This window comes from Enterococcus sp. CWB-B31, from assembly GCF_020567645.1.
GTDB lineage: Bacteria > Bacillota > Bacilli > Lactobacillales > Enterococcaceae > Enterococcus_L.
In genome coordinates, this window is sequence record NZ_JAJDJW010000025.1 from 1 (window position 1) to 13609 (window position 13609).

Below are 13609 nucleotides of genomic sequence, written 5' to 3' on the forward strand. Positions count from 1 at the left end.
TTCATTTGGTGTAAGATGAGTATAGGTCATTTGTCTTCACTCCTTATAATTCTTTCGACGGAACTATTTTGAGTGTAGCACAAATGACTTATTTAGTTGTCTAGCTTAATTTTACTATCGGCGACTAATAAAAGATAAGATGATATTAAGAGAAATAATGATATTAAGAATAGGGAAATATATTCTGGTATTGAAAAAATTGCTATACATAATCCTAATATCACTGCGACTGATATATATATAATTTTACCAATGTTCATGTACATTCTCCTCATGATTAAATTTGATTTAACGCATTAATTTTATCACACGTAGAAGGACAAGACAAATTTAGTAGTTGTTTTTTTAGTTCTATTGTAAAAATTATTTTCATATGACAGTATTGTTAATGAAATCACAAGATGGGAGCCTTCTTTGATGAAAAGACCGAATATAATTACTGCTGCTATATTAACAACTGATAAATGTTCAGCAGCCTGTAAAGAATGCTATTTTCAATGTACGCCTAAAAACAATAACAGACTAAATTTGGACAAGATGAAGTTGTTTATAGATGAATTAGTAAATGATTTTCATGAGATAAATTGTGTTGTTTTCACCGGAGGTGAGTGCTTTCTTTTAAAAGAAGATCTATATTCTATTATAGAGTGCGCGTCCTCTAAAGGTTTAGCAACCAGGTGTGTCACTAATGGTTTTTGGGGCAAAAATAAAAAGAAGGCAATTGAAATCATAAAACGATTAAAACAGTGTGGCTTGGTTGAATTAAATTTTTCAACAGGTGATAACCATCAAGAATGGGTACCCTTCCAGAGCGTTGTAAACGCTCCCTTGAGCGCTCTTCAACTAGACATACCAGTGGTTATTTCAGTTGAAACTCATAGTTCAACTATTTTCAAAATAGAAGATGTATATAAGAATACAGAAATTGAAGAATTTATGAAAAACCTGAATTATTTAATGTAATAAGTTCTTTATGGATTCCTTTTCATAAGGATGTTAGTTATTCTTACAATTTTAAAATGGATAAAAATGAAAATAAGCCTAAAGAAATGATTAAAGGTTGCGATTCCATATTGGAGTATATGGGGTTAAATCCAAAAAACGAGGTAATTTCATGTTGTGGCTTAACTATAGATTATATAGATTCAATGAATTTGGGGAAAATAAATAATAATTCATTACTATCAATTTACAAAAAGCAGTTAAAAGATTTTTTAAAAATTTGGTTGTGGATTGATGGTCCAGAATATATTTATAATAAGATAGCAACTACTTTGGATATCAAGAAAAATGAGTCTCTAATGCACCCATACCAATTTTGTGCCGAGATATATAATAATAATTCTTTAGGAGAATATTTCGAAACCTTAGATGAGGAATTGGTTTTTTAAGTGTTAAATAAATATCATGCGAAGTTGAAAACGATGAATGAATACAAATTGGAAGGAAGTGTTTGAAATGGATGGAAAACTAAACTATCTAGACAACAGAAAAGGAAGTCTATCAGTACCATTCAACAACAACTTGATATTAAAATCAGAAAAATTTATTGAAGAAAAATTTAGTAGTAGCGACTCTTTGTTAAATTATATATCCTCGACTAACGAAAAACATGAGATTTACGAAAGATTTTCATTATTACAAAATCAAGAATTCAAAGACTTATTAGAAACTCGTGATATTAAAGGCATTGCCACTTTTATAGCTCAAGAAAGCAAGTGGATTTCTGCTGCAGAAACAAATGTACCACAACCTAGAGGTGTTTTCATTCCAATAACAGCTATAGCATTCTTTTTTGTTGCGGTAGTGGGAGGGTTTTATGCAGCAGGAGCGACTGTAACTAAAACAGTTGGAGTTGGTTTTTCAAGAATGAACAAATTTTATTCACCAATCTTTTCACCTGAAACCTCCGGTGTTTTACGAGCCATTGCCGAGTATTCTGATGTAGAGTTTGCTGTGCAATTAGATAGGTATATAATCAATGTTGCTATAGAAGATATTAAAGACAGATATTATTCTGAGACACCAGAAAACGAGTTAACATTTTAAAATTTAGTATTATTTAGACTTCACATGATATTTATTTTTAGGAAAAGAAGAAAGGTGATTTATTCCTGCTTCTTTTTTCTTATTTTTTGCAGGCTGGAGTCTTAAAGTAACTCAAAATATTTTAGTTTTGAAAGAGACACAATCTGATTATGTCTCTTTCGTGAAAGTGGACAAAAGATAGAATTTTCTAAGGCTCAGACAGAATTTTTATTAAGGAGGTTGTGACAAACACTCATGAGTGTTTGTCACAGTCCCTTTGAATGCGACTAAAAAAGGATTTAGCAAATTTACCGAAATAGAGGAATTTATAAAAAAGATATGACTGGGATTTTTTATCAGAAAAAACTATCAAACCTTAACCGTTTACCAACTACTAGGGCGTATCTGAAAAATTCGGTTTCCTCCATAATTTCCAGATACACCCTGTTTTTTTCTGCTTCATTATTTTGTCATAGTGTAAAAAGGATCATTAGAATTTTTTCGAAGCAGCCAGATATAAAAGATGAAACTGCCCGTACACAGAATAAACAACACAGTACCTGCTACAAATCCCTGCGGAAGGAAGACAAATTCAATTGTATGCTTTCCTGCCTCTACCGGGAAAGTCAGTAATGCCTGTTTGAAAATTGGAATTTCAGCCTCCTCACCATCGATATATACTTTCCAGCCTTTATCATAGGGAATAGTAGTAAAAATCACCTGATTTTCCGATAAGTTAACTTCAGCTGTTGCTTTTCTGCCGGAAACTTCAAAATCGACAGCTTTTTTCTGAATATTTTCAACAGCACTTACAAACTTATTTACATCTAAAAACGCCGCCTCTGGCTTAACAATAGTAAATTTGCTGTCATTTACATAGACTTCATTTTTTTCCAAATTTGTAATAGTCATTTTTACTTTAACCGTTTTTGCTTCTTCATAATAGCCCAGAGAATAGTATTGTCCGGTTTCAACTACAGAACTTTGATAAGCTGTTCCCTCAACATCAAACTCAATAACCGGTGCGGCAAACGTCTTATAATCTACTGGATAAATACTTACGTAACCCTGTTTTCCCGCCGGTACGTCCACTTCCCATTCCAATACTACAGGCTCTTCAATATCGTTCGGAGTATAGGTCACTATATCCGTTTTGTTGATTTTGTTTGTTTCAATCGTAACATTTTCTGAATCTGTCAAGTTTATTTCATCAAAGGAAAAATAGACTTCATCTAAAGCTGCCAAATGATTCAATAAGGATACCTGGGTTTCAACAGCTCCTTTTTCGTAAATCCCTGCATCCGTCAACATCCCCAAAGGCAATGCATAATTATTTTCATATAAACTAAATTCACCTTGTTCCGCAATCTTTGAGTAACCAAACTTCAAATTATCTTCTTGAGCTAAATTATACTTAATGCCAACCAGTGCATCCATAATCAGCGTGTTATTTGCATACCTTATGTTCAAATTGGTACCAGTTGACCGGTAGCCCAATGCATTCAGAAAATAAGAAGAATGTCTGTTTCTAATAGAAGAAAACATATTCACACCACTGTATCCATAGTTAAAGGCATCATTCGCAGAAACAGGATTAAGGTTTTCCATACGATAAAAGCCTTCTGCTTCTTCTTTTGTCTTATCTACCAGTGTTTTAATATCTTCGTAAGGTTCCGCATAATATTTTCTGCTGGGGTAATGCCATTCGTAAAGAATACCGCTGATCAGCACATAGCTGTTAAACATGGCTTCACTGCAAGCAAAAAGGACAAATAAAATACTTAACCACTTTTTTACTTTGCTTTGCTTTTTCATAAAGAAGAACAAGAATAAATAAATCAGCAATAATCCTAAAGTAAAAAGGAGACTCCAAGGATTGATATAATCGTAGTCCCCTCGATCTGTTACAAGCTTTGTTATTATATACGCAGTAATCAGCCCGACAACAATAGTTGCCAGCAGATCAAACTCTTCCTTTTCAAACTTTTCCCAGCCATAGCCTGCCAATGTCAGCAATAAAAAAGAGAAAACAAAACTGAATCGGAAATTAAACATATTCGGCGTATGCATTCCCTGCCACATCAAATTAAGTGGTTCAAGATAGAAACTAGTGAAAATAAACAGTAGAAGCAGACCATAGCTCAGCTTCTTTTGCCAGTTTATTTTTTTTGTCAGAAAGAAGAACAAACTGAACATCAATGCAATCAAGCCGACGTAAATATAGGGAGTGGAAACTAGTTTCGTACTGTCATAAACCCCTACCATATTCTTAATAACCACATCAAATAATCCAGTATATTTTGTTTTTAATTGAGCGATTTCACTAAATGATTCTCCATTATTGCTTAAATCTGCAATGGTAGGCAAAATGATAATCATTGAAGCTCCGCCAGCCAGCAATGAGGTAATCAAATACATTGGAATACTTGATAAATATTGTTTTTTTTCTGTAAAAAGACGTACCCAATAATAGAGGAAAGAAAAAACGCCTACAATAAAAGCCATGTAAAAATTAGAAACAAACAGTAGAAAATAACTGATAAATAAAAGAATCGGTTGTTTTCGATCCATCAGTCGATTAATGCCTAAAATAATCAGCGGAAGATACATCAGGGAATCCTGCCACATAACTATTTCCGAATATGCAACAGTAAAAGACATCAGTGCATAGGAAAAACTCATTATCAGTTGTCCCCAGCGAGGAATCTTAAATGTACGATAAGCATAAAGCCAGAAAGCACCGCCGATACAGCCGATTTTTAACAGAGTTAGATAATACAAAAAATCCGGCATCTGTAAATTATTAAAAAAGATGACCAGCGGACTAAATATCCCTCCCAGATAATAGGAGATAAAAGACCAGTAATTCAGACCCAACGAGCTGTTCCACGTGTAAAAGATACTTTGCTCGCCTCTTAACGTATTATTTAAGCTGGCAAAAAAATTGGCATATTGCGAAAATGAATCACTGGCAAGAATGGTTCGATGCTCACTGCCGGGATAAACACCGATTTTCGCGTAGACAATGATCATAACAAGAATTGGGAGCACAATACTTAACGAAAAAAAGCACCCTTCATTTTTAAAAAATGTATGTATATTTTTTTTCATCTTCAGCCTCATTTCTTTTATTAATGAATAAAGCCAGCCTTATTAAATGGAAAGTAGCGAATATCCACTACTCCCTCAATCTGCTCTGCTTTTATAAAACCAAGCGTCCGGCTATCTGTTGAACGGTTCCGATTATCCCCTAAAACAAAATAATGATCCTGAGGAATTTCTTTTATTTCCTTCAGTTGCTCGCACAGTGCTTCTGAATCTATCTGCAGTACAATTGTGCTGTCCGGCAATTGACCGCTATGTATTAATTCTTCCAGATCTACAGCAGAAAACAGGTTTTCGACCAGATATAAACGGCCCTTATTCAAGCAGACTTTATCTCCCGGCATACCGATTACTCGTTTCACATAAGAGCTGTCTTCTGTCTCCTGATCAAAAGTGACAATATCATAACGGTGTATTGCTTTCCCTTTATGTGTCAGAAGCCTGTCGCCATTTTGAAGCGTTGGCTCCATAGATTGTCCGCTGACAAAATGAGAACGAAAATTCATCAGAGAATAGAGACACAGACATACAAACAAAATAAAAAGAATATTTTCAAGTATGCCATACCCCTTACTTAACCACTGTCTCCATATTCGATATTCTTTTTGCTTTGCAGTTTCTTTTTGAGTCCTCATTTTACGTTTTTTTCTAATCAGCTGATTTTTTACAGATATCTCTTTTTTTACCCGTTTTCTATGAAATCGATCAGAAGCCCCAGCTTTTTTTCTTTGTGATGTCTCCATAAAAAACTCCTTAATTTATAGTCCTCTCATCTCATGAAGAAGAAATAGCTTCATCTTCCCCACTCCAATAATATCTTTCGCATCTACCAATCTGCAGTAACAGCTGTCTGCCCCAAAAAATCAATTATTCCCTAAAACAAAATATTTTTCTTCTGGTATTCTATTTGAGCTGCTGCCCGGAATACCTTTCATTGAAATGTTTTCAGTCAGATGACAGTTCCCATCTCTTGCTTCCACCAATGATTCAGTCAAAAATCATTCTGGTTTTAATTTACTATTCCCCAGCAGTTCACTCTGAACGAAACTGTTTCTTTCTTCTGGAAGACCAATTACACTGCTTATAGAAATTGCTTCCTTATGATTCGGTACCTTAAAATATATCAGTGGGAAGCGATTGATTTTACTTACTTTACTGACAAAGACCCAATCCCCCTCTTCCAGCTCCAGTGACATCCCCCCTGCTAACTTTCGGCAGAGTAAATGTAAATAAAGAGATCGTGCAGATTAACAGAGGGGAGAAAAAACACTGAAGTATATTCATACGTTTGGCAGAATCGTTCAATTTATAGAATCAGCAGTTATCTGTTCCTGTACCTTGGTTTCTCCATTTCTCTATTTCTTTTTGGAGGCTGCTTTTTCCTAGGTTTCTGATTTCTCTTAGGTTTCTTATTTATTTTCCGTACAATCAGAAAAATAAGAATGATGACAACCAGCAGAATTCCCGCAACAATCAGAATCAGCAGCCAGTTGATACCTGCCTCCTGAACCAGTGTCAAGTCCTGTTCGTTAAATTTTTTCGCTTCTTCGTTAGAAATAGTAAACTCCTGTTCCCACTGCCAACGTCCTCCGGCTTGAGTAGTAACCAGTATTTTTGCAAGATAATCTCCTCCAACCATCCTTTCCCCATTCATTGAGACAGGGAAATTAATTAAAGAGTTAGGGGCCATTCGCATATTCATTTTTTCCATATCATAAAGTACTTCATCTGAATTCTTTTTCATAATCTGGACATTTACAGTCATATCATTAACATAAACCGGTTGAATGTTGGAAAAATTAATATACACAGAATTTCGAAAATTATTCAATTCAGGATAGACTTTATTCAGTTTTAATTCCGGCTCTATAGCCTCTGTATCTGCCTCACTCAGTAGAATCCCTGTTTGATAGACAAATTTATTTTTGATCATTCCTCCGTCTGTTTCAGTATCCAGACCTTCTGTATCTTTTTCTCTCAATCCGACAGCTCCAGAAATATAGCCTTCAAAAGAGGCTTCCGGCATAGCAATATCCAGATTCAATATTTCCTGACTGTTCGGAGGCAGAACAACTTCTTCCGGACCTTTTACAATATCAGCGAAATCATATTTTAAAGATGCATCCTTCTCAATCTGATTGGGTCCATACTCGATTACACCATTACTGTTGGTTTTCGCGCCATTCAATTCAACTACAATAGTTATTTCCTTGTCTGATGAATTATTTAATTGAATTTGGATTGTTTGCTGCTGTCCGGGAGTCATTCTAAGATCAAAATAGCCGACTTCTGGATTATGTTGGTTTTCTGGCAGAATCACCTTATAAAAAAAGCCTTTCAGCTCTTCCTGAGTTCCACCCGCTTCCTCTGCTTCTACAGGTATAGAAAATAGAAATGCAACAGTTGTTATGTATAAAAAAGTAAGTATTCTAAAAATATTTTTTTTCATGTTAGGGTCCTGGTCCTTTCTTATCCTGAAAATAAGACACCGATTCCGAAGAATCGGTGATCTTTTCGAACAATAGGTTTAATTAGTTTGCATCAGCAATTGTCCAAGTGATTTCAGCTTGGTACTGACCTGCTTTCAATACGTTATCCCCAGGTACAGTCAATGTAACACCATCGTACGTATCGGCTTGTGCATTCGCAGTTGTATCGAACATAATTTCAAATACACCAAAGCCTTTTCCATCTTCATTGCTTTCAACAAATACTTGTGCTTTTGATCCGTCATCTGCAAACTCTAATGAAGTTACCTCTTGTACAGCATCTGTTGGAAGTGTTGCAGCGTTTGTACCTGTTACCAATGAAATATTTTTGTAAGTCAGTGTAGCTCCATCTAATGTAGAACTCATTGCCGTATTAGTGAATTGAGAAGTCAACGCTGCTTTGACTGTATAGTAGTTGCTGGCTACATCAGATCGAACATCCTGGAACCGTACAAAGTGTGCAGTTGTCTGGTTACCGTCAGTAAATGGCAATGCATCGTAAGTCTTTTCTGAATCATTTGCAACAATCGCATGTGAATCAAAATCAATGTCAGTTACAGAAACAACTTTCAAAGTCCCTGGATTTGGGTTTTGAGAAGGTGCCGTCAATGGGTCACCAGTTGATTCACCTGGAGGCAGGTTTGTTGGGTTAGTCGATGTATCAGTTGTAAATTCAACTGTACCTTTCCCAGATGCATCTGTTCCGTCAAAATCTGCTTTTGTTGCTGAAGGGATCGCAAGCCCTGCTCCTACTGCTGCCAATAAAGCAGCGCCTACTAATTTGTGTGAAGTTTTCATGTGTGTATTTCCTCCTATATATTACATGTTTTTATTTATGGCAACTCAGATACTATCCGAGTTATCACCGTTTCATATGCTACCGGATCTTTTTGTGCAGCTGCCGGTATTGTTAAGCTAAGTGCTTCATTTTGATAGATGGGCCTACCGTTAGAATCTGGATTTATTAATAGATATGTCTAATATTTTCAATCCAAATCACATCTTTTTGAATAACGGGTGCTTTTGAAAATTTCTGGGTGAATTCACCCAGAAATTGCCCAAAGAGATCACTGCTCCATCTAGTTCTTTGTTTTCAGTTGAGTCATTTTTAAAACGCATTTCTTGTCTTATCGGACATACGTACATTTGACCCAAAATTAAATTGCGGTACAAAATTGATACCCAAATTCCCGCTTATTGAGGGCTGTCATCAGGATCAGCTGAATTCCCGGAATTTTCAGGATCTTTTATCTGCTGCTCATATTTCCCTTCAAACTGAATATGCTCTTCACCAGTTACAATACTTTCCGCCTGAACTGATTCAGCATTCAGGAACAAAATTGAGGTTGCAGGCAACATTACCAGAAAGAAAGCTTTTGCTTCTTTTCACTCTGTTACGCACCCTTTCCTCCATTTGATTCCTGATCTTTTTTTCGTTTGAAGTAGAAAAGGATAAGAGCAATTAAAACCATTACAGCTCCACTGATTCCCAAACTTACTTTCACCATTTCACCTGTAGACGGATATTTCCCCGTTGGCTTGACCGTACCAGATTCAGAACTAGCTGGCTCTGAGCTGCTTATTGGTTCTGACCCAGATGGAACAGTTGAACTGCTGGGACTTGTTACTTCATCATAAAAAGAAATAACGCCTTTTGTTTGTACCGCCCCACCATTTTCAACTGCGTTTCCACTAATTGGTAAATAGAAAAGAAAGAGTACTACAAATAAAGCAGAAACACAGAGCGATGAAATATTTCTAATCTGTTTCATTTATTTTTCCTCCATTGCTTTATGGTGTTTCTCCTACGGTCCAGACAATCGTTGCACTGTATTTTCCAAGTTCACGGACTTTTCCGGCAGGAATATCCAGCTTAAATCCTCTTTCCCCATTCGCCCACCTGTCACTGACATTATACTGACCATTTTCTGAGTGCGTATCTACCACAATTGGCTGGTCAGAATTATTCAGAACAATCTCTGAATCTTTCCCGTCACCCGTACGATAGCGGATGGCATCCGGAAGAACATTGCTGCCGCTGCCTCCACTGCTCGTCAGAGACGTTTCCAGTCTGGCTTTTAATGTCCACTCAGTCATCATTGTACGACTATCCCAAATAACCAGCTCTTTATCATATTCAGGCTGTTCTACCCGAACACCGAATACTCCAGCATTTTGTACACCAAAGCCAATTGTTGACGGCGCTGAATAAATAAACAGTGTACCGTCATCTTCAAAGGTAACGTAAATTGTCTTTTTCGCCGTTCCTACAGATAGTATGACTGGATAAGATTGTGCTGTATCTTCACCGACACTACTGTAATCAATTAAGAATAAGTCGGGATCTTCTGTCACATCAGTCATGATTGTTCCAGATATTGTATATCCTTTTGCTTTTCCAGCTGTTATGATAATCGCACGTTTTTCTTCATCAGAAGCATTTTTCCAGGAAGTCAGACTTATAGAACTATCAATTCCCCGTACAGAACCGTCACTGGTTGTCACAGTTTCGTCATCACTGACATAAATTTGTACTTCAGCAATTGTTTCGTTTCCAGCTGCATCTTTCACATTGACTTTAGCAATTTTCAGCCCTACAGTTTCAACCAAAGCATCCCTTTCTTCTTGTGTTGTCACCCAACCAACTGTCAAATTAGCAGTTGGTGTAGTTTCATCTGTATAAGAAGAAAGTGCCTGTTTCGGATCTGTAGGAATTGCAGCCGCCTGATTCTGTTGTACAGAAATCAGTTTTGTTGTTACTTTTGGTGCTTGTTTATCAAGTATTTTAATGGAAATTTCATGCGTTCTCTGATCCTTATCAACTAGCTTAATTGTTCCCGTTGTTCCTCCAGCAAACTGGGCGAAATCAGCATCATCAAAACTCCAGTTTCCATCCACATCAGTTGTAGTTGTAAAGGTCTTAGCTCCCAATGTCATTGTCAGAGTTGCAGCATCCGCCGACTTAGCAATATGTGATCCGTCAGGCACAACGTAATCAGTTGATCCCGATAATCCAACTTGATTATTGGGAATTTCATATACATCATCAACTAACGTCGCTTGTTCCTCTTCCAGATTAATGCTTGGCAGCAGGATATCATTTGACCAGCGACTGTAATTATTGAAATTAAAGATTTCAGCCATAGCTGGTTCTGATGAAGTAATGGTTCCTCTAACATTTGTATAAAGTCCCGTAATATCAAAGGTTGCGACATCCGGCCAAATCTCAATCGGGTTTCCTACACCTGCTTGTGTTGTTGACCAAACTGCATGATTCATATTCTTCACGCTGATACTACTTCTAGAACCTGAATTATAGGCATAGAAGAACTGATTTCTTCCGAAATAGCGAATATCGAAGATTTCCGGGGTATCTACAATTAAATTCATCTTGTAACTATAAATAGCACCGTTAGTTGCCCCTGTTCCCAGTGTTGATATTTCAGTCACTGAACCTGAACTGATAATAATCTGAGCATGAGGTGACTGAGCATCGCTTCCATTACTGGTTATTGTTCTCAATGCAGATCCATTATTTTGAGCGATCGCACGCAATGTTCCGTCATTTTGAACCACCTGATAATTGGCAATGACATTCTGATAAGCTTGTCCTGATGTTCCATTATTTTGCCCATATACAGCAGCATTTGTCTGTACCCAGAACTTTAACTCGGTCGGTCGATTATTCCAACCGCCAGTTGCTCCATAATTTGTTCCCAAAACAAAGTTTAACGGGCCATACACATCACCATAGTATGTCGGATTGTTATTTGCAGTTCCGGTCGTCGAAATAACGTAGGCATTTTCAGGATCATCAGGATTTGTCTCATTACCGTAAACAGTAATGTTTGTTGCAACGATCCCTTTTCCTTCAGTGCGGATTGTTACATTCCCTTTAAGCATCACTTGTTTTGCATAATATAGGTAGGCAAATTCATCGGCTGAATTAACGTCTATATCTTTAAATGTCACTGTCAATTCAGCATTCTGGTTACTTGGTCCGACATTTGATGCTGTCCTATTATCTGCACGACCGTCATAGATCGGACCTCTATAGTTGCCCGTTGTATGCCCGGTTGAAGCAATTCCGCCTTGACCAATTATTGAGTTATAGATAGTAAAATCTGTAAAGTCCTCATAGCCTTTCAATAGAAGCTTTCCTGCATTTCCAGAAAACGTCAGCGTGTGACCATTCAAATCAAGATTCTTGTTTGTCGATACAGTAGCTGTTGTTGTTAACGTAAGATCAGAAGCCAAATAGTACTCAATATCTGTCGTATTGGTCATAGCAGCATTCCAATCATCAATGTTATTGATTGGTTCACCAATTGGCGCAGCCATTAGCTGAATTTCAGCATTTGCCTCTACTGCAGCAGATACCGTACCTTGTACAACAGTGATGTTTTGCGTCAACTCAGTAACCGAAAAATTGTTCACGTTTTTTGAAGTAGTAATCTTATACTCTCCGGCTTTTTCTGCCATAATCGGCAAAACCAGCTTCTCTTCTTTTGATGCTTTACCGTTCCACTGGATACGATAGATATTTTCTGACGTTGTATTGCTGACAGAAAACACCCCGCGTTTATTTCTTATCCCAATCTCTTCTCCAACCAGATGCAGTCCTTTGGGAATATGAACCAATAGATAGGAAACACTGTTTTCAGTTATCTCCGCTTCGTTCTGCACTTTTTTATACGTTTCTACAGATAATGAGTGTGTATCTAAATCATTAATAGTTATTTCAAAGATACTATTTACTTCATATTTGTTATTTTCAGGAAGCGTGACCTCAAGAGCTGTTTTTGACTGCTCTTTTGCAGAGATGGATGTTGCTCCATTTATACTCCCGACAATCCCTCCCAGACCAAGTAAGCCTGCAACGACTAACAAAACCTTTAGTTTTTTGCTATGCATTAGTTTCCTCCTTTCCACAAAATTGGTATGTCGCTTATGACACATTTATTTCAACTCCTATTTCCCCTAAACTAAAATTAACTGAAATAGTTCAGCTCATCTATTAAAGGAAATAGAAAGTGAAACCATTATTTAGCCAGTGCCCACTCATCAAGGCGGTACCCCTTTGAACGCACTGTTTTAATGTACTGAGGATTTTTAACATCCCTCTCAATTTTTTTTCTCAGATGAAAAAACAAGTTCGTTACCTTGTATTTCTTATTTCCATCTTCTTCTCCCCAAATCTGTTTATAAATCTCATCGTAAGTCAACGTCGTTCCAGATTTCGATTTCAGCAAATTCACTGCTGCAAATTCCAGTCTGGTAAGGGTTATTTCTTCTCCATTTTCTATAGATATGCTAAAATTTTGTGGGTAAAGTTCAATCATTTTAGCTCGCTTTTCATGATTGTTTTGTAAGCTTTTTATACAGCAGTCTCGTCTTTGAAGTGCATTTTTAATCATTAACGAAAATTCTTCTACAGAGCAGTTTTTGTCAACATATGCATTGATACCTAATTGCATATAAATCATTTTTCCAATATCCGACTCCTGATTCGACATGACATAAATCATAGCTGTAGAAAAATCACGAAAGGTCACGATCCATTCGCAGACTTTGCCGATCGTATCGTACCCCTTTTCTTCCATAAGAACGATCCCCAAAGAATTCATGTATTTTTTATAATTGCTCTCATTCAGGTAAATGATTTGAAAATTCTGCTCTTCCAGTTTTTCTATGTATTTGCTGTTTGTCTCATATGTCTCGCTCATTATTCCGATTGTAGTCATAGTATCAATTCGTACTCCTTTCTAATTTTTTATAGATTCTTCTTTTTGCATAGTATTAAAAAATAATTCAATGAAACATCTGATAGAGTGTCCATTTGTTTTCGTCATTTTATAGAAATGACGAAAGAAGGTCTTTTTTTATTGCTGTGTCTCTCTTTCGGCAGAACCTGTACTAAAGCACTGACGGCGTATAAAGAATAAAAAAAGAGGGCGTGACATTAGTATGTCGCAGCCTCCTAAAAC

At 36.6% G+C, this 13609-nt stretch carries 12 protein-coding genes; 3 read left to right on the plus strand and 9 right to left on the minus strand.

Going from position 1 to position 13609, the window contains the following annotated elements; all coding sequences use genetic code 11:
- Positions 1–417 precede the first annotated feature (417 nt).
- The 3 genes from LI954_RS15260 (at position 418) to LI954_RS15270 (ending at position 2049) form a co-directional block, all read left to right on the plus strand.
- Complete coding sequence (locus tag LI954_RS15260; RefSeq protein WP_229444892.1) at positions 418–963, plus strand: radical SAM protein; 546 nt, start codon at positions 418–420, stop codon at positions 961–963.
- 56 nt (positions 964–1019) lie between these two features.
- Positions 1020–1391 (plus strand): hypothetical protein, encoded by a 372-nt coding sequence (locus tag LI954_RS15265; protein ID WP_229444893.1) that lies wholly within the window; start codon positions 1020–1022, stop codon positions 1389–1391.
- A gap of 67 nt (positions 1392–1458) precedes the next feature.
- Positions 1459–2049, plus strand: a complete 591-nt coding sequence (locus LI954_RS15270) for a hypothetical protein (protein ID WP_229444895.1) — start codon at positions 1459–1461, stop codon at positions 2047–2049.
- A gap of 441 nt (positions 2050–2490) precedes the next feature.
- Here the strand turns inward: LI954_RS15270 and LI954_RS15275 are convergent, their stop codons facing one another.
- The 9 genes from LI954_RS15275 to LI954_RS15315 all read right to left on the minus strand — a co-directional run bounded on the left by LI954_RS15275 (position 2491) and on the right by LI954_RS15315 (position 13366).
- Positions 2491–5139 carry a YfhO family protein gene (locus LI954_RS15275; RefSeq protein ID WP_229444896.1) on the minus strand — a complete coding sequence of 883 codons (2649 nt, stop codon included), beginning with the start codon at positions 5137–5139 and terminating at the stop codon, positions 2491–2493.
- Positions 5140–5159: 20 nt separating this feature from the next.
- On the minus strand, positions 5160–5876 hold the full coding sequence (gene lepB, locus LI954_RS15280; RefSeq protein ID WP_229441414.1) for a signal peptidase I: 717 nt from the start codon (positions 5874–5876) through the stop codon (positions 5160–5162).
- A gap of 255 nt (positions 5877–6131) precedes the next feature.
- Positions 6132–6329 (minus strand): S26 family signal peptidase, encoded by a 198-nt coding sequence (locus LI954_RS15285; protein WP_229441415.1) that lies wholly within the window; start codon positions 6327–6329, stop codon positions 6132–6134.
- Between the two features lie 125 nt (positions 6330–6454).
- Positions 6455–7582, minus strand: a complete 1128-nt coding sequence (locus LI954_RS15290; protein WP_229444899.1) for a DUF916 and DUF3324 domain-containing protein — start codon at positions 7580–7582, stop codon at positions 6455–6457.
- Between the two features lie 82 nt (positions 7583–7664).
- A complete protein-coding gene (locus tag LI954_RS15295; protein WP_202068235.1) occupies positions 7665–8420 on the minus strand; it encodes a WxL domain-containing protein in 756 nt (251 codons plus the stop codon).
- Positions 8421–8816: 396 nt separating this feature from the next.
- Complete coding sequence (locus tag LI954_RS15300; protein WP_202068237.1) at positions 8817–8981, minus strand: hypothetical protein; 165 nt, start codon at positions 8979–8981, stop codon at positions 8817–8819.
- A gap of 35 nt (positions 8982–9016) precedes the next feature.
- Positions 9017–9394: an LPXTG cell wall anchor domain-containing protein gene (locus LI954_RS15305; RefSeq protein WP_229441417.1), complete on the minus strand. Its 378-nt coding sequence runs from the start codon at positions 9392–9394 to the stop codon at positions 9017–9019.
- A 19-nt stretch (positions 9395–9413) separates the two neighbouring features.
- Positions 9414–12536, minus strand: a complete 3123-nt coding sequence (locus tag LI954_RS15310; RefSeq protein WP_229444900.1) for a hypothetical protein — start codon at positions 12534–12536, stop codon at positions 9414–9416.
- A gap of 128 nt (positions 12537–12664) precedes the next feature.
- On the minus strand, positions 12665–13366 hold the full coding sequence (locus LI954_RS15315; protein WP_229444902.1) for a winged helix-turn-helix domain-containing protein: 702 nt from the start codon (positions 13364–13366) through the stop codon (positions 12665–12667).
- Positions 13367–13609: the final 243 nt, after the last annotated feature.

Coding starts and splice junctions, on each gene's coding strand:
- LI954_RS15260 (WP_229444892.1), top strand. CDS start 418: ATGAAAAGACCGAATATAATTACTGCTGCTATATTAACAACTGATAAA.
- LI954_RS15265 (WP_229444893.1), top strand. CDS start 1,020: ATGGATAAAAATGAAAATAAGCCTAAAGAAATGATTAAAGGTTGCGAT.
- LI954_RS15270 (WP_229444895.1), top strand. CDS start 1,459: ATGGATGGAAAACTAAACTATCTAGACAACAGAAAAGGAAGTCTATCA.
- LI954_RS15275 (WP_229444896.1), bottom strand. CDS start 5,139: ATGAAAAAAAATATACATACATTTTTTAAAAATGAAGGGTGCTTTTTT.
- lepB (WP_229441414.1), bottom strand. CDS start 5,876: ATGGAGACATCACAAAGAAAAAAAGCTGGGGCTTCTGATCGATTTCAT.
- LI954_RS15285 (WP_229441415.1), bottom strand. CDS start 6,329: ATGTCACTGGAGCTGGAAGAGGGGGATTGGGTCTTTGTCAGTAAAGTA.
- LI954_RS15290 (WP_229444899.1), bottom strand. CDS start 7,582: ATGAAAAAAAATATTTTTAGAATACTTACTTTTTTATACATAACAACT.
- LI954_RS15295 (WP_202068235.1), bottom strand. CDS start 8,420: ATGAAAACTTCACACAAATTAGTAGGCGCTGCTTTATTGGCAGCAGTA.
- LI954_RS15300 (WP_202068237.1), bottom strand. CDS start 8,981: ATGTTGCCTGCAACCTCAATTTTGTTCCTGAATGCTGAATCAGTTCAG.
- LI954_RS15305 (WP_229441417.1), bottom strand. CDS start 9,394: ATGAAACAGATTAGAAATATTTCATCGCTCTGTGTTTCTGCTTTATTT.
- LI954_RS15310 (WP_229444900.1), bottom strand. CDS start 12,536: ATGCATAGCAAAAAACTAAAGGTTTTGTTAGTCGTTGCAGGCTTACTT.
- LI954_RS15315 (WP_229444902.1), bottom strand. CDS start 13,366: ATGACTACAATCGGAATAATGAGCGAGACATATGAGACAAACAGCAAA.